Here is a 21,088-nt window from a genome sequence, read left to right as displayed (position 1 = left end):
GGTGTTTTTTATGGGCAGAAAAGAAAAAGTTTCTATTGAAGAAAAGCTAAGAGCTATTAAATCTTACCTATCAGGTGAAAAAAGTGCTGCACAAATATGTTCTGATTTTAGCATCCATAATCAATCATTTAGGAATTGGATTCGTAAGTATAATATGAATGGTGAAAACGGATTAGTTGTTACTCATAAAAATAAAATTTATTCAGAAGAAATCAAATATATGGCAATTCATGATTATCTTGATGGCAACGGTTCATTGGAAAATATATGCACTAAATATGAAATTCCATCAATTTATAGTCTCCAACAATGGATTAAGAAGTATAATAGTCATAAGATATTTAAATCTCACAATAAGCAAGGGGATAGAATTATGACTAATGGAAGAAAAACCACTTATGAAGAAAGAATTGAGATTGTTGCATTCTGCATTTCGAATAATGATGATTATCAAGCCACTGCTGATAAATTTAAGGTTTCTTATCAACAAGTTTATACATGGGTAAGAAAATATAAATCTAATGGATATGAAGAGTTAATGGACCGTCGCGGTAAGCGTAAAGAGCCTGAGGAGCTTACTGAGTCTGATAAATTATCAGCACAACTAAAACTTATTGAAGCAGAAAATAGACGTTTAAAGATGGAGAATGATTTCTTAAAAAAATTGAAGGAAGTAGAAAGAAGGCGATAAGCACTAGAATCATCCAAGAATATAAATATATTTCTATAAAAGAATTACATGAGGAAAATGGCTATCCAATAGCTGATTTATGCAATTTAGCTAGTATTGCACGATCATCTTACTACAAATGGATTAACCGTTCAGAGACTGAATTAGATAAAGAGAATTCAATAATACTAAAAGAAATTGTTAAGCTTTATGAAGATGTACATGGTATCTATGGATACCGTCGGATAACAATGAATATAAATCGACTTCTTAATAAACAGTATAATCATAAACGAATTTATAGATTAATGAAGTCTATTAACATGAAATCAGTTATAAGAAAAAAGAGAAAGTCTTATCTACAAAGTACTCCACAAATAACGGCAGAAAACAAATTAAATAGAGAATTCTATGCAAAGAAACCAAATGAAAAATGGTTAACAGATGTTACTGAGTTTAAGATACTTAATGGTCAAAAGGCTTACCTCAGTGCAATATTTGATTTATCTGATAAAAGCATTATTTCTTATGTGGTCGGTCACTCAAATAACAATCAACTTGTTTTTGATACACTTGACTTAGCAGTAATTGCTAATCCGACTGCAAAGCCACTTTTTCATAGTGATAGGGGATTTCAATATACTAATAGAACTTTCAAGGCTAAACTTGATAAGATTAATGCAACTCAAAGCATGTCACGTGTCAGTAGGTGTATCGACAACGGACCAATGGAAGGTTTTTGGGGAACTCTCAAATGCGAGATGTATTATTTGCAAAAATTTTATACTTATGAAGAATTAAGACAAGCGATTGATGATTACATAGTATTTTATAATACAAAGAGGTTACAGAAAAATTTAAAAGGTCTGACTCCAATTGAATATCGAAATCAGACCTTAGCTTCATAATTTTTTTATTTTTTCATCTGTCTACTTGACAGGGGGCAGTTCAAGGTTGTTGCTACCATTTGCTTTTGTAACCACAGTTTCATACCAGCGGGGCAGGTAAAGCCAAATCTAAATAGTGGAATCCAGGATATGTTGATAATTTGACGGATTCTCAAATTCTTTTAGGAGTGAAACAATCGCCAAAAAGATTATCAACTTTCATTTGAATTAGTTAGTCCTAAAAGGTTAAATAGGATGCTAAATGAAGGACAGATTGTTATAGGAAGAGGCTATTTAATAGCGAGCGATTTTAATGTTAAAGTACTTGAAGCTACGATTAATAGAATAATTAAAAGATGTGAAGATAATGATATTGAAACAGCGTATACTAATCTTTCTAAATACTTTAGATGGGAAATGGATGAGTAATTAGGCTAGATGCTATTATTAAAAATAAACTGGCTACAATAATTTGCTTAAGCTAACTTAAAAAAGTTTAAATAATATTTAAAAGATAAAAATCTTATATTATGGGAATGTATAGATAGTATAGTTAAGAATACTTATAGCATAATTATCGCTATAAAGTGAGCATATTTATAAAGAAAGATAAATGATGAATTCAATAGATGCTGAAATAGTGTCTGTTGGATTTTTCCATATAGTAAAATAATTTGATTAAAACTACGTCCCTGTGCTCAGGTTCAGTAATATCATAGGTACTACTATAATGTAGATGAACAAGGTATTACAGCAGTTTGATGGAATTACAGGGCAATATTATTTGAGAGCCAGATTCTATAATCCTGTTATTAGTAGGTTTACGTATGATGTTAGAGGAAACATTACAGGAATAACTGATGGTAATGGAAATGAAACAAGCTATCTTTTAGATGATTGGGGAAGAATTGTTCAAATAGCAACTCCAGAGGGCAACGTTGAAAAATACACTTATGATTATGCAGGAAATATAACAAGTACTACTGATGCAAATGGTGGAACTATAGAATATTTCTATAATAATTTAGGACAAGTATGCGAAATAAAAGATCAAGAAGGAAATAGTGAATATTTCTATTATGACAGTGAAGGAAATTTAACTAAACACATTGATAGAAATCAAAATCATGTAGATAGAAAATATAACATTGACAGAAATATAGTTGATTTAAAAGCATATCAATTAGATAAAGAAGCAATAGCTTTAGAGAAAAAGAAAACTGAAGAAGAAGCTAAAAAGCTAGAAAAAGAAAAAATTAAAAATTTAAATACATCATCTACCCGTAATAGATTTACTGAGAGAATGAAAAGGAAAAAATCACAACAAGAATTAGAAAAACAGAATTCTAATTGTGAGATGAAAGATTCAGAAGATTTCAGTAAAAATAAATTAAATGTAATAAGTCAAAGATTCAAATATAATTCAGATGTAACTTTAAAAAATGCATATACAGGAAATATGCAATATGAGTATACATATAATATTGAAGGATTATTAGAATCTAAGAGTGCATCTGGAAGAACACTTTTGAGATATACTTATGATAAAAATAATAATATCAAAACTATTAAAGATATTACAGGCAAGAGCAGTATTTATAGTTATGATAAAGAAAATAGAGTGAAGTTAATTCAAGATGATAATGAAAATAACCTTGCAATCTATGATTATTATAAAAATAATAATATAAAATCAGTGACTGTAGGAAATGGATTAAAAAGTGACTATACTTATGATGGAGATGGAAATGTTCAAAGCTTAGTTACAATCTCATCAAATGGTGAAGTTTTAGTGGATTATAATTATGTCTATGATTTGAATGGAAACAGACTGCAAAAGGTAAGCTCAAAACATAAAAACTTCTATACCTATGATTGCATGAACAGGCTTAAAGAAGCAAGTTATGATGGTAGATGCGAATACTTCACTTATGATAAAGTAGGAAATAGATTAACTAAAACAACTAACGATATTACAGAAAAGTATGTTTATAATGTAAAAAATCAATTAAAAGAAATCCATGATGAAAGTGGAATAAGTTACTTTACATACGATAAGCAAGGAAATACAATAAAGGAAGAGACTGCAACTGGAAATAATATCTTTGAGTACAACACTTTAAATCAACAAGTAAAAGCTATAACTAAAGAAGGAAATACATTAGTAAGCAGATACGATACTGAAGGTTTAAGAGCAGAAATTGAGGAAAATGAAAAGTTAACTAAATTCATATTCCATAAGCACTTGTTTTTATTGTTTTTCTAAGTTAAATCATGTTTTTCATGTGATCAAATATTATTTAACTTCAAATTTGGTAACTTTTCTTTCAGTAACTTTAGCTTCAGATTTACTAACTAAAGCACCTGAATTTGTTACAAAGATGTTTTTTGCAATTATAGTATCCATAAGAGTATTAACTTGATCTTTATCAAGATCAGCCTTAACTCCGTTAATACTTAAAGAACTTTTTAAACCATTTTCAGTTAGAAAAGTCATTGATAAAACATATTCCATTAGTGTATCCCCCTTTAATAATTTTTAATGTTAATTTAAGATCTAGGCTTGGCTTATGCTAGAAGTTTCATTGATTAATGAATTTCTAGTTTTAGCATTTAAAACAGCTTTAATAGCTTCTGCAACATCAAAAATGTTTTGAACATCAGCACCATCTTTTATGTCAGAAAAAGTTTTTTTAGTGTAAGTAGGAAGACCTGCTTTGTCAGTGCCATTTTGCACCTCAATACTTAGAGTAGTTCCTTCGATTACTTTTTTTACAGCCATGTTTTTTACCTCCTTTAATTTGGTTTCATATAGGATATATGTAATTCTTTAAAAACTAACCACATTCTTATTAAAAAAATCCAAAATTTAAAAGGTTTAGTAAAAAGAAAGTTGCACAAAAGCCAAAAGTACTATACGTATAGAATTATTTTAAACGATGGCTATAAAAAGTTATTATTTGCAGTTTGTGGAAAACAGGAGGTGGAGAAATGGGGCAATCTCACATTTAGAACGCTTCAGCGAAATTTTTATAGTCCTTGGAACAAATATGTATGTAATTTCGGTTAGGATTCACATAAGCTCTATTCTCATTGCGTAACACTATAATACTTTTCAAAATAGAAAATACTTTTTGTATCTATCAAAACAATTTGCAGGAAGAAACTCTTTATAAATATTTTATATTTAATAGATTTCACCTATTAATTTTAAAGAACGATTTGCTTCACATTTTATTATCTCATTTTTATTGTTGTTTATAATTTTGTTTAAAGATTCAATGCTATCTTGTGTCTTAAAAGAAGAAAGACAACATACGCACTTCCAAACTATTACATTATTTTCACAATATTTATTCAATGTATTAATAATTGACTGGAATAAATGTTTATTAGCATAATTAGGATTATAGAATAATAAAAATCCAATAGCGTCAATGACTTCTGAAATTTTTACTTCATTATTAGTATTTAATACGTTAAATAGTAATGGTAAAATTCTGAAATTCATTTTTCCTAAACTTCGTGCAATAATATCTCTTGGTAACGGATAACTCTTTTTTTGAGAAACCTTTTTAGGTAAACATAGGTGCTGATTTTTTCCTATACAACCTAAATAAGTAACCATTTGTTCAGCAGTTTTAATACTACCTTTTTCAAGAGCATTACAAATTTTAATTTTTGTGTATAGGCACTTTTCAACGCAAAGTCTTTCCAATAAAATTTTGACAAAATCTAAATCTTCAGTATTAAATCTATTGGATAACAAATTTATAGCAACTGACCTTTCAACAGAGTTTTGTGAGTTTATCAGTAATATTAGTTCACTATTAGAGAAGTTCTGAAAGTTAATAATATCTTCTTTAGTAATAAAACCTCTCTTGCGTAAATCCTCATTGCTGCTTTTCATAACCTATCCCCCTAGTTTGTTTTTATATTTGTAATATTAAAAAATACTCAATTTATTTCATTTATATATATAAGTTCTAAAAAATTTTATTCATAAATTCTATGTCTCAGCAAAAGAAGTAAATAGCAATATTTATTATTTATGAATTTTATTAATTAGAACTTATATAGTATAACATTTTTTAAAAATTACGAATTATATCAATATATATGTTGAAAATTGAATTCTAAATTAAAACTAGGTACCATACCACTCGAGAATTAATAAATCATATTGCGACATATATTTTAATTTAATAAAATATCAAAACATTATAAAAAATCAAAGGCTGTGTAAGAAATAGGAAATGACTATTTTTATATGAATAGATTTTATTTATTAATGGATATGAAATTTGAATTTTATTATATTTATTGGAATAAATAAAAGAATTGTAATTAATATAGTTCTTATAAAATAATTTACACAATAACTATAACTGATTATATTCGACAAAAAACGTAATTCATACCGAGACAAGGTGTGAAATGTATAGTATAATTAAAATATAAAATAAAAGGGGAGATAATCAATGTTAAGAACTATAAAAGGTAAATTGATTTTTTTAATATCAGTTTTATTAATAGCAATTGCATATGTTGGGGCTTGTTCGTTATTATCATTACAGGGATCAAACAATCAAACTAAATTACTTTCTGATAGAATTATACCAAGAGTAATATATTCCGAGGAACTTAATACTATGGTTTCAGATTTTAGAATTCTTGAATATGAACATATAATTGCTCAAGATAATGATACAATGTCTAAAAAAGAAAATGATATGGAAGCAAAAAATAAAGAGATAGAAAATACTTTAGATAAATATAAGCAGACAATATACACAGAGGAAGGAAAAAAGTTATTTGATGCTGCTGAAAAAAATTGGTCTGATTATTTAGTTTTACATAAACAAGTTATGGAATTAAGTAGAACTTTAAAGACAGATGATGCAATGGCAATAATGAATACAAAATCAAAAGAAACGTTTAATACAGCTTCTGATTCTTTATTGAAATTAGTAAAATTTAATAAAGACAATGCTGATAAGGCACGTTTAGAAGCAGAACAAGGATATTCTGAAGTATTTACAGCAGGTTTAATTACAATAATATTAGTTTTTGTGATTGGAATAGGCCTTTCAGCATTCATTATTCAATCTATAAAAAAATCGCTTAATATTTTAAAAAGAGAATTAGATGATCTTTCAGAAAAAGGTGGAGATTTAACAAAAGATATAGTTGTTCAATCTAAAGACGAAATTAATGATCTTGCATTTAGTATAAATAAGTTTATTCGTAATTTAAGGGATATTGTTGGTTCTGTTAATGAAAGTACTGATAATATTGAAACAGTTGTAAATAACATCGAAGGTGCTATAAATGATTTAAATGAAAATATAGAACAGGTATCTGCAAATACAGAAGAATTAGCTGCAACTATGGAAGAAACAGCAGCTTCTGCTGAGGAGATGTCTGCAACTTCTCAGGAAATAAAAACTGCAGTTGAAACAATTGCTCAAAAATCACAAGACGGTGCAATTCAAGCAGGTGAAATAAATAAAAGGGCTACAGATATGAGAGAAAATGTACAAGCATCTCAAAAGAAATCTGGTGAAGTATTCGTGGCTACGAAGGCAGAACTTGAAAAAGCTATAGAATCATCAAAGATTGTAGATAAAATAAATATACTTTCAGATTCAATAATGGAAATAACTTCACAAACAAACCTTTTAGCTTTAAATGCAGCAATTGAAGCAGCAAGAGCAGGGGAAGCTGGAAAAGGATTTTCAGTGGTAGCAGAAGAAATAAGAAAACTTGCAGAAGAATCACAGAATACTGTAGCTGAAATTCAAGGTATAACAGGTAAAGTAACAAAATCAGTAGAAGACCTTTCTAATCAGTCAAATAAGTTATTAGATTTCATAGAAACAGATGTAGCTAATGATTATAATAATATAGTTGATATTTCAGAGCAGTACAGTAAAGATGCAGAGTTTGTTGATTCTCTTGTATCAGATTTCAGTGCAACTTCAGAAGAACTTTTAGCATCTTTAACTGATGTGTTAACTACTATAGATTCAGTTGCAAATGCAGCGAGTGAAGGAGCAGGCGGAACAACTGATATTGCAACTAGAGTTTCAGAAGTTAGTAGTAAATCTAATGTTTTATCAAAAGAAGCAAGTGCTTCAAGAGAAAATGCTAATAAATTAAAACAAGAAATATCTAAATTTAAAGTGTAAGGTTATAATCAGAAGATTTTATATGATTATGTTTTTGTTATAGATATCCAAATCAAGACTTAGACTTATGTGGTGAATAACCGAAATCAGAAATATTAACCACATAAGTCTACTTCTTAAATTGGATATCTATATAAAAAACAAATAAAATACAAATTGATACCTTAACTAAAAAAATAGATGTAGTGAATTGGGAAGATAAACCTGACAGAAGGGAATATCTTCCCTTTAATTATGTTCAAAATTAGTTAAATATCAAAACAGATTTTGAACATAGCCATTATTAAAAAGAGAATGAGCAGCCTCTATTTTCAGTTATTCATATATATATATAATTAAGAAGATAAAAACAAGTCAGTTATTTTGCATCTAAGAAAATAATAAGGCACATAGAATTGTTATTTTTGAATGTTCCTTAAATATTTTAAAATTTTATAGTTGAAATTGATTAAGTAGAAGTAATTATAGGTTAAGATAAAAAACGACATAATATGATGAAAAAATTACTTTTTTACAAACTTTATCAGGGAAAATTTGATTTGCGTGGAATAATTATATTTAATAATAAAATTATACTATATAAATTTTGTTAAATTAAAGCTAAAGAGGAGAGAGGTTTATTATGTCAAAAAAATTAAAGAATTTAGTGTCAGTAACAGCTATAACAATGGTGATATTATTATCTACATCAACAGCAGCATTTGCGCAAAGCAGCACACCTACTGAATTTCAAAATGAACTTGTTACTCATATGAGAAATAGAGAGACATCTTTTTCTATAAAATATACAGGTGATGCAAATGCGTTTATTAGCCAGGTTTCTACTTTAATTAAAAATGCTACTAAATCTGATGAATATTTAGACCTTTCATTCACAAATGAAAATTGCTCTGCAACAGGTATAACAGGAAACTTAAATGTTGATTTCAAAATCGGTTATATTACCACTTTAGCTCAAGAGAAAGTAGTAGATCAAAAGGTTCCAACAATAGTGTCAAGTGTTATAACTCCTGCTATGACAGATTTTCAAAAAGCACAAGCTTTACATGATTATGTTTGTAATATCGCAAGTTATGATTATAGCTTACAAAAGGCGAGTGCTTATAATATATTAGTGGATGGGAAAGCTGTTTGTAGAGGATATGCATTATTATTGTATAGACTTTATAAACAGGCGGGTATTCCTGTTCATATAGTAGTTGGTACTCTTGATGGTGAAAGCCATGCATGGAATCTGGTTCAATTAGGTGGAATCTGGTATCATGTTGATGCTACAAATGATGATGCAAATAATTTTTTGAAGTTCTATGGAATGTCTGATAGTACAGCAAAAAGTTATGGATTTTCTTGGACACAAGGCAGCTTGCCTTCTGCTTCATCAAGCTTAATTATGGATGCTTTAACTCGTGCTACAAAAGCTGTAACAGATGCAGAAACATATAAAACACAAATATATGTTGATACTGCTAGTAATTTAGTTTCAGCATTACAAAATGGAACTAACAAAACAGCTCTTCAGCAAAGGCTTAGTGCTGTACAAAACTTAATAGTACAAGCTGATACTGCTGCTGTAGTTAATGCAGAAACAACTAAAACACAAGCAAGTATTGATAGTGCATTGAAACTTGTAAATACATTACCTGCAAGTGATGCCAAAACTTCATTATTAAATAGATTAAAATCAATAAAATCAACTGTTCAACAATCAATATCCCTTAATAATGCAACAACAGCAGTAAGCAATGCTGAAAAGTATTTAACACAAAGTTATGTGGAGATAGCAAATAGAGCTATAGCATTATTAAATGATAGTGATAGTAAAACTGCTTTAATTTCAAGAATGCAAGCTGTATCTCAAAAAATGCTTCAAGATGCTAATGATTCAGTAGTAAAGGTTGAATCAAGTCTCTTACAGATTGATCAAACAAATGCAGAAAAATTAGTATCAGCATTGCCAAGTGGAACTGATAAAACTGCTTTAAGAAGAAGATTAGACGTTACAAAATTAAAAATAAATATTAATAATGCAACAAGAGCAGTTGTAAATGCAGAAAATAATAAAACACAATTAAATGTTACTATAGCTCAATCTGCAATAAATGAACTTCCAGCAGGTAGTGATAAAACAGCTTTAAAACAAAGACTTCAAGTAGTGCAAAAGGCTGTGAACTTATCTAATGCTACGTTAGCAGTAGTAAATGCAGAAAATTACAAGACACCATATTACATAGAAATAGCTGCTAGATTAGTATCAGTTTTAGAAGATGGAAGTGTAAAGACATCATTAACTACAAGACTTCAAGATGCACAGCAACAAGCAATATATTTATCAAAGGCTAAAATTGCAGTACAAGTAGCTGAAAAAGTTAAAACTGCAACAAGTATTTCTAATGCAAAACAACTAATAGCTAAACTAAATGATGGTGCTGATAAAACAAATTTAACTAATAGAGTAAATGCTATTGTTCCAATATCACAAAGATAATTAAGGCACAATCAAAAAAATAATAGACCAGTATGCTTACCTATTTTGCGTCATACTGCGTCAGTAAGTTTTGCCAATAGGCTCGCTATTACCAAAACTTATTTCCTTGTCTGACACCAAATATATATAGCATCTTTGGTCTATTATTTTCTTTCATGTGCCTAAATGAGCAATAAAAAACAAGATAATAATTAATGCACTTTACGTTTAATGCTCAATTTTGTATGTTTGGAGGAAAAAATATTTATTTAAATTGTTTATTATGGTAATGTATACATTGTAAATTATGAATGCAAAAATGCCATTTACAAGTATAGTGCTTTGTTTGTTAATAAACATGGCTGCGGATTTCTAATGATATAAATTGATTAATTTTCGGAATCTCCTTCCATAAAGTTATTTATGTCTAGCATAAAATAATAAGCAATTAATTAAATTAGTTTTGCCAAAAGAAATGACTTCAGCCATGTTATAAGGCACATGAAAGAAAATAACAAGTCTAAAATGTCATGATTATTTTTCTGAATGTGCCTAATTAAGGCATATTTATTAGTTAGTTTTTGAATATGCCTAATAGTTACATAGAAGATAAATCCTTGTTTCTAATTTGCATATATATTTAAGGAATGAGGAGTATCTATATTTGATTTCTTCATATAGGGGTATGCGAAAAATAGCAACCTAATTATCCCCATAAAATAAATGATATTCTACGACTTTTATCAAATATGCATTATTAACGTGAATTCCTATATGAAGAAAAAATACAAAGTAAATTTATATATGTGTAAAATAATTAATATATGCTTTAAGAAATAATCTATAAATTAAAATGATTGATTGAAATTTAAGATTGATAAAAAATTATAATAAAGGGTATTTTATAAAAAGTAATATATTAATTTTGAAGTATGATATTAAATTATAGATTAAGCTTAGATTAATATTTTACGTTGGTATAAAAAATTGGATTTAATCATGTCTAAAAATAATAAGTATAATTGAGTGCGCAGTTAATATTACAATTTGTTATTTTTTTTGATGTGATTAACTGAGAATATTTTGAGAGATTGATTCATAGATTTATAAAAAAGCAATCCTTATAGCTAAAACATTTGTTTATGGCTATAGGGATTATTTTTTTGTGAGCAGCTCTGGATTTTGGAATTGATTTGTAATTGGTTGGAAAAAGTATGACATATTTATGGATCTGAACTATCTCAAGAAATAATAAGTATAATAAATGTGATATTTTGTAAATTGTGTTATAATAAGTGTCATGAAAAATTATAACTTAATGAATAATAGTAAATTTTTGTGAAGCAAATTAAAATTGATTAATCAAATATTAGTTTAAAAAGGAATGATTAAAATTGAAGATAAAAAACAAGTTTTTGTTAGGATTATGTCTAATATTTTTACTAAGTATTATGTGTGGATGTGGATTGTCCATTAATCAGGATAAAAATGAGAATAGCAATAAGAATAATATGTATAACAATAATGATAAAATTGTACAAGAGGATAATAACAATACTTATGTAAATTGCAAAAGTAATATAAAGAACAATGAAATTGAGATGAAATATAGCGGCTTTTCTGGTATAGATACGATTTGTTTTTTAGAAGTAAAAGAAGATACTGAAATTACATTTGACTATGATTCAACAGTTAACAATGGTAAGTTTAAGGCAGTTTTGATTAATCCTAAAAATGAAGTGGAAACTATATTAGAAGGAACTGAGCAAAGCAGCAAAACAATTAAATTAATAAAAGGAGAGTATAGATTCAGAAATGTTGGAGCAAATGCAGACGGGAAAATAAGAATTTCTGGTAGTAGCAATTCAGATGTTAAAATAACAAAAGATAAGAAACAGTAAAATATTAGAGTAATTCGTAGTATTCGTATATTTTACAACAACTAAAGCCACGTACTGGAATCAATATTCAGTATGTGGCTTATTTTTATATTTATGTTGGCTATACGCCGAGTATCTCGAGTATCCATATTGATTATAAAACATAGATATAGGTTGTTATTTTTATAATAAATATCAACATATATTATAAAATGGTATAATATACCTATAAGGTATTGCGAAATAGTACTTTAAAATGCAATTAAATTGTTTTAACAATAAAAAATGTAGTTGTAGAGTATTTTATATGAGGGGGAAACATATTGAAACGTGGCAAATATGGTTTAGATGCTCCAGTAGTAGTAATAGGATATATTTCTGGTGGTATATTATTTTCAATTTTAGGAATTATTCTTTATTCTAAAGAAAGCTGGATGATAAATTTAGGTATTATATTTTTGATTATAGGTTTATATATGACGTATGGAAGTAAAATAGGAAAGTATAAGATGAGGAAAAAAATAATACAAAAACTCTCAATTAAAGGAAATGAGATAGCCTTAGATGTGGGCTGTGGAAGGGGATTGATGCTTAATGGAGTTGCATCCAAGCTTAATTCTGGAAAAGCATATGGTATTGATATCTGGAATGCAAATGATCAATCAGGAAATAATTATGATGCTGTAATGCAGAATGCAAAAATAGAAGGTACTGAATCAAAAATTAAAGTAATAAATTCCGACATGAGAAAAATGCCATTTCAAGATGGATATTTTGATATTATTGTTTCGAGTCTTGCAATTCATAATTTGAAAAACAATGATGAAAGAAAAAAGGCATTACTTGAAATAGCAAGGGTTGCAAAGAAGGGATGTAAGCTAGCTATTCTTGATCTTGCACACATAAAGTACTATGAAGGTATTCTATCAAGCCAAGGTTTTGAAATTGAACATATTGATAAATTTCAAATTCAGATATTTCCTCCTGTTAAAGTACTTTATGCAGAAAAGAGATAAAGAAGTAGGAAATAAATATTAAAGAAAATTGATTATAATAGGGGGAAAAACATGTTAAATAGAAATAAGATTATAGCAGGTACGCTTGCAGTTTCAGCTGTTATTGGAGTTGTATCACCACAACTAGTTTATGCTGAAGAAAATACAAATGAGGATTCAGTTTATAAAGCTAAAGATAATAACGGTATAACATGGTACTATCGTGATATTGAAGAGGACGAAACAATAGGAATTATTGGAACAGATGATGTAAAGAGTTGTATGGAAATACCAGATACCCTTGATGACAAAAAAGTATTAGCAGTATATGGTATTGTAAAGAATTCACATGATACTAATAAACTGAAAACAGTGACAAAAGTTAAATTAGCGGATTCAATTCTTCATGTTGATTCATCTGCGTTTGATGGATGTACAAACTTGACAGATATAGAGATGCCAGTTGATGTAGATTATATTGGTGATGAAAAATATGTCTTTCAATCTTGTCCTAATGTAAAAATAAATGGCATAGCTAATCCTGGAAATTACAAAAACTTTAAGTCTGCTTGGAATAGTGTAGGAAATTATAAATATTATTTAAATTCAGATGGAAAACTTCAAATTGGCTGGATGGACCTAAATGGAAAGAAATATTATTTTTATAGAAATGGACAAATGGCTTCAGGGTTGTTGATTTTAGGATATAACACTACTTATTACTTAGATCAAACACAAGGAAGTGACTTTGGAAACTTAGTTACAGGATGGGCAAAAATAGATGGCTCTTGGTACTATTTTAATACAGGAGATAAAAATGAAAAAGAAAAAGGATTGATGCAGACAGGCTGGCAGCAAATTAATGGAAGCATGTATCATTTTAATAGTTCTGGACCTATGGATACTGGACTAACAAGTATTGGTGGTGATTCTACTTACTATTATTTTGATGATAGTAATTCAAGCAGTGAAGGAATTATGAAAACAGGCTGGCAAGAAATAAATGGTTCTTGGTATTACTTTGCTAGAAAAGGAGATTCGGGTACTGAAGGACAGATTGAAATGGGCTGGCAATATATTGATGGATCTTGGTATTACTTAAATAAAATTGGTGATCCGGGTCAACATGGAATGATGAGAACAGGCTGGCAGAAAATAGATGGAACATGGTATTATTTCTACGATAGTGGAAGTATGGCACATGATGTATGGATAGGTGGATATCGCCTAAACTCAAATGGAGCTTGGGTTGGATAAATTATGATATAAATTAGAGTTATGCATATAATATTTTACATTGAATAACCCCTTATATATTTTTTTGTTTTGCTAGTTAAATTCTGGAACTATTGGAAAGAATGACTTGAATTTTTACAAAGTAGAAAGTTCCATCATAAAAAAGCAACTATTTTCAATACGATGAATCAACTAGCACAATACGTTATTATATGAATTCATAATTAACAATTTATTATAAATATATATAGGTTGTTGAATAACTAATTTTTACAAATAGTTATTCAAGAAAGTATTCTTAGAAATTATAGATTCCAAGGATATTTTCTAGTTTTTATTCCTTGCTGTTTTTTATTAAATTCATCTATTAAGTACGCTAATAAGACCCATTTTATATGACGTTCGTATCGGGCTTGCCCATAAAGTCTTGGGTTTTCTAAGTTATATAATCCCTTTAATACAGAGAATAATTGCTCTATTTTCAATCTGTTTTTATATAATTTTAATCCGATAGGAGATTGAAGAAACAAGGCATTTTCATATCGTTTATCAGCAAATGACTCAATACTTTTAGCCTTACGCATATTTATATCAGTTAACAAATTAAATTCTAAGCTAGAAGCAATTTCAAACCATCCTGCTGAATCATATGCTGCATCTGCAAGTATTAAAAATGGATTATAAATTTTAGCTTCATATAGTAAATCTGAGACTTGATTGTCATAAACATTGGCGGTTGTTAAATCAAAAACCAAAGGAATTATAATATCACTAACCGCTGCAATACAGTGTAATTTATAACCTTTATAGTATCCAAGGCGGGTACCCTTGCCGGATTTAGCTTCGCTATCGTATTTTGAACTTCTTAAAGCAGTTCCATCTATTGCACACAGTCTAGTTTCAGGATTGATAAGTTCAACAAACATAGCATAAATACCATAATATATATGCTTCTCTAAAATTTTAGTTCTTAATGAGAATGTAGAATAATCTGGTACTTGATTAAGTTGAATTATAGTTCGAAACACAAAGTCTTGCTTTATACGGTATTCAAGTTCCCTTAAACTGAAAATACTACTTTTAACGCCATATAATATACATGCAACTATTTGTTCATCTGAATACTTGCGTGGTCGGCCTTTAGTACTTTGAATATTTGAATTTAATTTAGCAAATGCAATTTTGACAGCTTCAAAAATTTTATAATGGTCATTTTCGCTTTTAATATTTAATGATATAATCATATTTGAGTCATTCCTTATGTGATATTTTTAGGTTTTTCGCGAAATTATTATATCACAAAGGAATGACTTATTTATTTTTTACAAATTTTGTTTATTCAACAACCTAATATAATTTAATATAAATTTTTTGGAGGTAATAATATGAATGAACTTGAAAATTTTATGTTGGAAGGTAATATCAAAAAATTACTCTTTAAGTTTTCTCTTCCTGCCATAACTGTATTTTTAGCTAATGTATTATATAATATTATTGATGCAATTTTTATAGGTAATCAGGCTAATGGTAGCTTAGGAATTGCAGCTTTAACTATAGTCTTTCCTATTCAACAAATAATACTGGCGCTTTCTCAAATGATTGGAGTTGGAATTGCTTCTATAACTTCCAGAAGTCTTGGAGCTGGAAATAAACTAAGAGCAGAAAAGGCTGTGGGAACTGCATTAACATCCTCTATTCTATTAGGAATTTTAATTATGGTTATAGGACTTGTTTTCATAACACCTATATTATATGTTTTTGGTTCCTTGGAAAATATACTACCCTATGCTGTAACATTCTTTAGAATTACTTTATATTGCAGTGTCTTTTACGTTTTTAGTATTGTTGCTAATAGCATAATACAATCAGAAGGACATGCTAATATTGCTATGATAAGCATGATAATAGGACCTGTAATTAATATTCCGTTAGATTATATATTGGTTACAAGACTTAAATATGGGATAAAAGGAGCTGCGATTGCTACAGACATTTCCCAAATAATATGTTTCATATTTTTACTAGTATACATCTGTTTTAATAGTAAAATTTTAGGGGTAAAAGTTAAAAATTTAACAATTAATATAAAGTTATTAAAGGAAGCGATTTCCTTAGGATTATCTACGTTTATGACTCAACTGGCTTATGGAATTCTAGCCATAGTATTAAATAATTCATTAAAAATTTATGGAGGATCTGACTTATATGTTTCTGCAATTGGTATATATAATCGTGTATTCGGGTTTATTACCATTACTATGTATGGAATTAGACAAGCACTTCAGCCTATTATAGGATTTAATTATGGTGCTAAAAAATTCAATAGAGTAAAACAAAGCTTAAAGCTTGCAATTTTAGCATCAGTTGTAATTTCATTGGGATTTTTAGTTATAATTATTGGTTTTACAAATAAAATAGCGGGTGCTTTTACATCTGATAATGAATTAATAGCATTGACGGTTCCTATTTTAAGAGTAATGATATTTATGAGTCCTTTAGTAGGTGTTCAAGTAATTGCTTCAAGTTTTTTTCAGTATATTGGCAAACCTAAACCTGCATTATTTTTATCAATAATGAAGCCATTTTTATTTTTAATACCATTAATGTTAATCATTCCAATATTTCTTAAAGTCACTGGTATTTTTGTATCTGTTCCATTAGCTGATTTTCTTGCTGCAACGATATCTTTAATTTTTATATATCATGAGATAAAAAATATGAATGAATTAAACTTAATTGAAGGAGAAAATGAAAATGCACCTGTTTAGGAGAATTTTGAAGCTAATAGTATAAGTGAAAATAGCAGACAAATATAAGAATTTATTTAAGAATATAATTAAAACTCAACAACTACCACCTGCTTTCAGCAGGTGGATTGTATTTGTCAATTAAGTGGTTGTGAAGTTTTTGCTATCTACTGGAATTGAAATGTAATATTTACCACTTGATACTTGTGGTATAGTGCAGGATTTTATTAGTCCCACAAATTCTTTATGTTGCTTTATTTTAATTATAGGTTATATGATTAATAAACAATTTATATAAACAAAAAGGCACTATAAAGTGCCTCTAAGCAATAATTACTTCGCCTTTCCCAATAATTACAATTCTATAAGTAGGCTCAAGGGGAATCAAGCTGTAGTTTTCTGATTTGGGTGGTAAATGAATAGATTGTATTTGACGTTGTTCTTCATCAAAAAGTGATATATAAACACTATTATCAGGTGATATATTTTGAATAGTATACCGATTTTTTGGCGTAATATTGAGGCTAGACAGTTGATAAACACCTTCTTTAAATGTAGTTGCTGCAAATGTTGGAATTAATGCAAAAGAATTAAGGAGTAAACATACTAAAGTTAATGTTGCTACAAATTTTTTTTTCATAATGCAAAACCACCTTTCAAATTAGTAATATAAAAGTCATTTTTTTAATCAATAAATACATCTCCATTACCAACTATCGCAATTCTGTAGTCGGGTTTAAGTGGCACTAAATTATATTTTCCAGATTTAGGACTTAATCGTATAGACTGTAGTTGAAGTTGATTTTCATCAAAAAGAAGTATATAAACATTATCTTTCGTAGATATATTTTGAACACTATATGTGTTTTCAGGCGAAAAATTAAAATCAGCTGCTTTATAAACACCTTCTTCAAAAATGTTAGCAGCAAATGTGTAGATTGTCAGATTAAATAATAAAAATATTGAAATTAAGAATAGAAGTATAAATTTTTTCATAGCATAACCACCTTAAGATTTTAGTATAAATAACAAATATGAATAATTTTATTATGTGAAAATTTGAATTAAATATTCAAATTTTAGGTTGGTGATTTAATGAAAAGAGATTACTATACAATTCTAATGGATTGCAATATTGAGATGCACATATTTAAGATGTATATTATACTAAAAATAAAGTTATATCTTAAATATGTATCTAATTTCGACTGGAATTCACATAGCCTCTATTCTCGTTGTGGAACCCTTGTATAATCATAAAATGTACTTTATCATACACTCCTATAGATAAACAAGATATAAACTAGATTTAATCTTTGAGATATATTTAAAACTAGAAAGTAAGGGTATCTTTTGCGTAGCATTGCATTTAGAATCTGGTTATAGGTATTTCTTCAGTAAAAGTTGTTTCATTTCTGCTTGTCATCAGTTTTACCACAGGAACATGCAGAAGTGAAACAACTTTTACGGGTAGAAATCCATAGCCAGATTCTATAGCAATCGAGCAAAAGATACCCTTACTTTCGGTAAGTTACCACATAATTTTAAATTAAGTAATCTATTCTCCAACTGGATTTTTAGGACCTTTTAAATCCAATTGATAAAAGGCAAGATCTAACCATTTGCCAAATTTAAATCCTGATTTTGAAATTGTTCCTGAATATTTAAAGCCCATCTTTTCATGCATTTTTATACTACCTTCATTTGCAGCATCAATTCCAGCCACAAGAGTTGCATATCCTTTTTCATCAGCAATTTTTATTAATTCTTCCATTAGTTTTTTTCCAATGCCGTGATTTCTATAGTCTTTATGAACATATACTGAATGCTCTATTGTATATTTAAAAGCTGGATAAGCTCTAAATGGTCCAAATGTGGCAAAACCAATAGCTTTATCATTTTCTTCAAATACTAATAATGGATATCCATCTTTCATTTTTTGATTGTACCATTCTATTCTATCCGGAAGGGTATGAATCTTATAAGCATAAATTGCAGTTGTATTTAAAATAGCATCATTATAAATTTCTAAAATATCTCTTAAATCTTTTTCACTTGCGTTTCTAATCATTTTTTATCCCTCTCATAATAAATTAAATTTTCTATATTTTAGCACTCTAGTATAGAGAAAGCAAAATATTTTTCATATTTTTAAAATTTTATATTATAGGTTATATGATTAATAAATAATTTGTATATTTGACGTAGTAAGTAAGAAATGTTCTTTAAAAATTGAATGATGAGATTTCGACAGAATATGATATAATTAAGTATAATAGTAAGTGAATGTTGGTATAAGGAGAATTTGTTATGGATGTATTAACTACTTTAAAATCTCACCTTGAATTATTTAAAAAAGTAAATCCACTAGATTGTGCAGCAATTATAACTGATGAGAAAGGAACTGTTTTAGAATATGTTTCTGGTAAAGAATTTGACGTAAATGTTACTGTAAATTCTAAAGTGGCAAAATCAGGCGCTGTTGCTAAGTGTCTTGATACAGGTAAAGATGTTCATTTAAATTTACCAAATGAAGTTTATGGAATGCCAATAAGAGTAATTGCAATACCTATTTTTGATAATAATAAATTAATTGGTGCTATATCAACTTGCACAACTTTAGCTGCGCAAGAGACTCTACAAAAAGCTTCTCAAAACATTGCAGCAACATCTGAGGAAATAACAGCAACAACTGAAGAAGTATCATCTTCGGCAGTATTGTTGAGTGATAATCTAGTAGACTTAAAAGATAAAATTGAAGATGTTGTAAATGAAATAAAGGGAACAGATAATATTTTGAGTTTTATTAATGGAATAGCTTCAAACACTAACTTATTGGGATTAAATGCGGCGATAGAAGCAGCACGGGCAGGTGAACATGGAAAAGGTTTTTCTATTGTTGCAAAAGAGATTCGTAAAATGTCAGATGATAGTGCAAAATCAGTTAAGGTGATTAAAGAAATTTTGAATAGAATTCATGAAAAATCATCAATTATGTTAGAAGTAATTAATGAAACTTCAAGTATTGGGGGTCAACAATCAATTGCAACTAAAGAAATAGCATTAGCAATTCAAGAATTGACTTCTTCAGCGATGAATTTAGAAGAGATATCCAAAATTATTTAGCCATTAATTTGTGTAGATTCTAGTATTAAAAATAAATAACATATTAAAAAATCGCATTATTTCAAGAATGAATTTGCGATTTTTTTAATACCTAATTTCAGTAGGGATTCACATAAGATCTATTTTCATTTTGGAAACCTTGTATAGTATTGCAACATTGAGAGCTTAGATTATCTATAATTCATATCATATTTGCCAAAATTAAAACATATTATAATTTTGAAATAATATAAAGGGTGAAACAATATGAACAATAGAATGCATTCAGTGGATTACTTCAATAAAACATCAAATTGTGATTCAAACAACACATATGATGATAATAATTCGAATTATCCAGGTTTTCGTTTTCAATATGTTCCTTATAATGTACTTTTTGATGCAGTGGATTGTAATACAAGATCTGATTATTCACAATCGAAAATGGCCAATAATCAAATCCCATTGCAAGACTATGGGCCACAACCTTATGTAGTTAATATTAATAAAGCCACTAAGCAAAATAATAATTTCCGTACTGCTTTATGGACAGGAGAACATATCCAAGTTACTTTGATGAGCATTAATGTTGGGGACGATATAGGTTTAGAAATTCATCCAAACGTTGATCAATTTATACGAATTGAAGATGGACAAGGACTCGTTAAGATGGGAAAAAACAAAGAAAATCTAGATTTTCAAGCAAGAGCTAGTGATGATTTTGCAATCATGATACCAGCTGGGACTTGGCACAATGTTATAAACACAGGAAATAAACCACTTAAAGTATACTCCATCTATGCACCACCTCAACATCCTCATGGTGTAGTTCATAAAACTAAACCTACTAATGAATAAATAACTTTAGATTTAGAATTAATTAAAATCTAATAAAATTATGAATTTTTTTATC

The 21,088-nt window shown here is 28.3% G+C and carries 18 protein-coding genes and 1 pseudogene; 12 read left to right on the top strand and 7 right to left on the bottom strand.

Features of this window, described 5'->3' with window-relative positions; genetic code table 11:
* Nucleotides 1–10 precede the first annotated feature (10 nt).
* The 4 genes and pseudogenes from CLSA_RS16875 to CLSA_RS16860 all read left to right on the top strand — a co-directional run bounded on the left by CLSA_RS16875 (nt 11) and on the right by CLSA_RS16860 (nt 3,823).
* Nucleotides 11–691, top strand: coding sequence for a helix-turn-helix domain-containing protein (locus tag CLSA_RS16875; RefSeq protein WP_022744350.1), 681 nt, complete (start codon nt 11–13; stop codon nt 689–691).
* A complete protein-coding gene (locus CLSA_RS16870; RefSeq protein WP_144079372.1) occupies nt 664–1,578 on the top strand; it encodes an IS3 family transposase in 915 nt (304 codons plus the stop codon). The genes CLSA_RS16875 and CLSA_RS16870 overlap by 28 nt, the downstream gene beginning before the upstream one ends.
* 210 nt (nt 1,579–1,788) lie before the next feature.
* A pseudogene (locus CLSA_RS22950) lies at nt 1,789–1,986 on the top strand (Imm8 family immunity protein); the annotation flags it as partial.
* Between the two features lie 307 nt (nt 1,987–2,293).
* Entirely contained in the window at nt 2,294–3,823 is a 1,530-nt protein-coding gene (locus CLSA_RS16860) for an RHS repeat domain-containing protein (protein ID WP_022747744.1), read from the top strand.
* 30 nt (nt 3,824–3,853) lie between these two features.
* Here the strand turns inward: CLSA_RS16860 and CLSA_RS16855 are convergent, their stop codons facing one another.
* The 3 genes from CLSA_RS16855 to CLSA_RS16845 all read right to left on the bottom strand — a co-directional run bounded on the left by CLSA_RS16855 (nt 3,854) and on the right by CLSA_RS16845 (nt 5,467).
* Nucleotides 3,854–4,072 carry a DUF2922 domain-containing protein gene (locus CLSA_RS16855; RefSeq protein ID WP_022747740.1) on the bottom strand — a complete coding sequence of 73 codons (219 nt, stop codon included), beginning with the start codon at nt 4,070–4,072 and terminating at the stop codon, nt 3,854–3,856.
* 42 nt (nt 4,073–4,114) lie between these two features.
* A complete protein-coding gene (locus tag CLSA_RS16850) occupies nt 4,115–4,339 on the bottom strand; it encodes a DUF1659 domain-containing protein (protein ID WP_022747735.1) in 225 nt (74 codons plus the stop codon).
* Between the two features lie 405 nt (nt 4,340–4,744).
* Nucleotides 4,745–5,467 carry a hypothetical protein gene (locus CLSA_RS16845; protein ID WP_022747730.1) on the bottom strand — a complete coding sequence of 241 codons (723 nt, stop codon included), beginning with the start codon at nt 5,465–5,467 and terminating at the stop codon, nt 4,745–4,747.
* A 571-nt stretch (nt 5,468–6,038) separates the two neighbouring features.
* On the opposite strand from CLSA_RS16845, the gene CLSA_RS16840 reads away from it, so the two are divergent.
* The 5 genes from CLSA_RS16840 (at nt 6,039) to CLSA_RS22220 (ending at nt 14,344) form a co-directional block, all read left to right on the top strand.
* Nucleotides 6,039–7,748 (top strand): methyl-accepting chemotaxis protein, encoded by a 1,710-nt coding sequence (locus CLSA_RS16840; protein WP_022747725.1) that lies wholly within the window; start codon nt 6,039–6,041, stop codon nt 7,746–7,748.
* A 622-nt stretch (nt 7,749–8,370) separates the two neighbouring features.
* Nucleotides 8,371–10,233 (top strand): transglutaminase domain-containing protein, encoded by a 1,863-nt coding sequence (locus CLSA_RS22225; protein ID WP_022747720.1) that lies wholly within the window; start codon nt 8,371–8,373, stop codon nt 10,231–10,233.
* 1,373 nt (nt 10,234–11,606) lie between these two features.
* The gene (locus CLSA_RS16830; protein WP_041716314.1) at nt 11,607–12,113 is read left to right on the top strand and encodes a hypothetical protein; all 507 of its coding nucleotides are present in this window, start codon (nt 11,607–11,609) and stop codon (nt 12,111–12,113) included.
* A 302-nt stretch (nt 12,114–12,415) separates the two neighbouring features.
* The gene (locus CLSA_RS16825; RefSeq protein ID WP_022747711.1) at nt 12,416–13,108 is read left to right on the top strand and encodes a class I SAM-dependent methyltransferase; all 693 of its coding nucleotides are present in this window, start codon (nt 12,416–12,418) and stop codon (nt 13,106–13,108) included.
* A gap of 51 nt (nt 13,109–13,159) precedes the next feature.
* On the top strand, nt 13,160–14,344 hold the full coding sequence (locus CLSA_RS22220) for a leucine-rich repeat protein (RefSeq protein WP_022747708.1): 1,185 nt from the start codon (nt 13,160–13,162) through the stop codon (nt 14,342–14,344).
* A gap of 284 nt (nt 14,345–14,628) precedes the next feature.
* On the opposite strand, the gene CLSA_RS16815 is transcribed toward CLSA_RS22220, so the two are convergent.
* On the bottom strand, nt 14,629–15,567 hold the full coding sequence (locus CLSA_RS16815) for a transposase (RefSeq protein WP_022745633.1): 939 nt from the start codon (nt 15,565–15,567) through the stop codon (nt 14,629–14,631).
* Nucleotides 15,568–15,708: 141 nt separating this feature from the next.
* On the opposite strand from CLSA_RS16815, the gene CLSA_RS16810 reads away from it, so the two are divergent.
* Nucleotides 15,709–17,091: an MATE family efflux transporter gene (locus CLSA_RS16810; RefSeq protein ID WP_022747706.1), complete on the top strand. Its 1,383-nt coding sequence runs from the start codon at nt 15,709–15,711 to the stop codon at nt 17,089–17,091.
* Between the two features lie 301 nt (nt 17,092–17,392).
* Here CLSA_RS16810 and CLSA_RS16805 read toward each other — a convergent pair whose 3' ends face one another.
* From CLSA_RS16805 to CLSA_RS16795, 3 genes are all read right to left on the bottom strand, one after another.
* Nucleotides 17,393–17,710: a hypothetical protein gene (locus tag CLSA_RS16805; protein WP_041716313.1), complete on the bottom strand. Its 318-nt coding sequence runs from the start codon at nt 17,708–17,710 to the stop codon at nt 17,393–17,395.
* Between the two features lie 44 nt (nt 17,711–17,754).
* A complete protein-coding gene (locus tag CLSA_RS16800; RefSeq protein WP_022747705.1) occupies nt 17,755–18,066 on the bottom strand; it encodes a hypothetical protein in 312 nt (103 codons plus the stop codon).
* Nucleotides 18,067–18,628: 562 nt separating this feature from the next.
* Nucleotides 18,629–19,141 (bottom strand): GNAT family N-acetyltransferase, encoded by a 513-nt coding sequence (locus CLSA_RS16795; protein ID WP_022747704.1) that lies wholly within the window; start codon nt 19,139–19,141, stop codon nt 18,629–18,631.
* A 239-nt stretch (nt 19,142–19,380) separates the two neighbouring features.
* On the opposite strand from CLSA_RS16795, the gene CLSA_RS24400 reads away from it, so the two are divergent.
* Both CLSA_RS24400 and CLSA_RS16785 read left to right on the top strand, forming a co-directional pair.
* The gene (locus CLSA_RS24400; RefSeq protein ID WP_022747703.1) at nt 19,381–20,196 is read left to right on the top strand and encodes a methyl-accepting chemotaxis protein; all 816 of its coding nucleotides are present in this window, start codon (nt 19,381–19,383) and stop codon (nt 20,194–20,196) included.
* A 246-nt stretch (nt 20,197–20,442) separates the two neighbouring features.
* Nucleotides 20,443–21,033 carry a cupin domain-containing protein gene (locus CLSA_RS16785; RefSeq protein WP_022747701.1) on the top strand — a complete coding sequence of 197 codons (591 nt, stop codon included), beginning with the start codon at nt 20,443–20,445 and terminating at the stop codon, nt 21,031–21,033.
* The last annotated feature ends 55 nt before the right edge of the window (nt 21,034–21,088 follow it).

Origin of the sequence: Clostridium saccharobutylicum DSM 13864, assembly GCF_000473995.1 — a bacterium.
GTDB lineage: Bacteria > Bacillota > Clostridia > Clostridiales > Clostridiaceae > Clostridium > Clostridium saccharobutylicum.
This window is presented reverse-complemented; position numbering and strand designations above follow the sequence as displayed.

Coding starts and splice junctions, on each gene's coding strand:
- CLSA_RS16875 (WP_022744350.1), top strand. CDS start 11: ATGGGCAGAAAAGAAAAAGTTTCTATTGAAGAAAAGCTAAGAGCTATT.
- CLSA_RS16860 (WP_022747744.1), top strand. CDS start 2,294: ATGAACAAGGTATTACAGCAGTTTGATGGAATTACAGGGCAATATTAT.
- CLSA_RS16855 (WP_022747740.1), bottom strand. CDS start 4,072: ATGGAATATGTTTTATCAATGACTTTTCTAACTGAAAATGGTTTAAAA.
- CLSA_RS16850 (WP_022747735.1), bottom strand. CDS start 4,339: ATGGCTGTAAAAAAAGTAATCGAAGGAACTACTCTAAGTATTGAGGTG.
- CLSA_RS16845 (WP_022747730.1), bottom strand. CDS start 5,467: ATGAAAAGCAGCAATGAGGATTTACGCAAGAGAGGTTTTATTACTAAA.
- CLSA_RS16840 (WP_022747725.1), top strand. CDS start 6,039: ATGTTAAGAACTATAAAAGGTAAATTGATTTTTTTAATATCAGTTTTA.
- CLSA_RS22225 (WP_022747720.1), top strand. CDS start 8,371: ATGTCAAAAAAATTAAAGAATTTAGTGTCAGTAACAGCTATAACAATG.
- CLSA_RS22220 (WP_022747708.1), top strand. CDS start 13,160: ATGTTAAATAGAAATAAGATTATAGCAGGTACGCTTGCAGTTTCAGCT.
- CLSA_RS16815 (WP_022745633.1), bottom strand. CDS start 15,567: ATGATTATATCATTAAATATTAAAAGCGAAAATGACCATTATAAAATT.
- CLSA_RS16810 (WP_022747706.1), top strand. CDS start 15,709: ATGAATGAACTTGAAAATTTTATGTTGGAAGGTAATATCAAAAAATTA.
- CLSA_RS16805 (WP_041716313.1), bottom strand. CDS start 17,710: ATGAAAAAAAAATTTGTAGCAACATTAACTTTAGTATGTTTACTCCTT.
- CLSA_RS16800 (WP_022747705.1), bottom strand. CDS start 18,066: ATGAAAAAATTTATACTTCTATTCTTAATTTCAATATTTTTATTATTT.
- CLSA_RS16795 (WP_022747704.1), bottom strand. CDS start 19,141: ATGATTAGAAACGCAAGTGAAAAAGATTTAAGAGATATTTTAGAAATT.
- CLSA_RS24400 (WP_022747703.1), top strand. CDS start 19,381: ATGGATGTATTAACTACTTTAAAATCTCACCTTGAATTATTTAAAAAA.
- CLSA_RS16785 (WP_022747701.1), top strand. CDS start 20,443: ATGAACAATAGAATGCATTCAGTGGATTACTTCAATAAAACATCAAAT.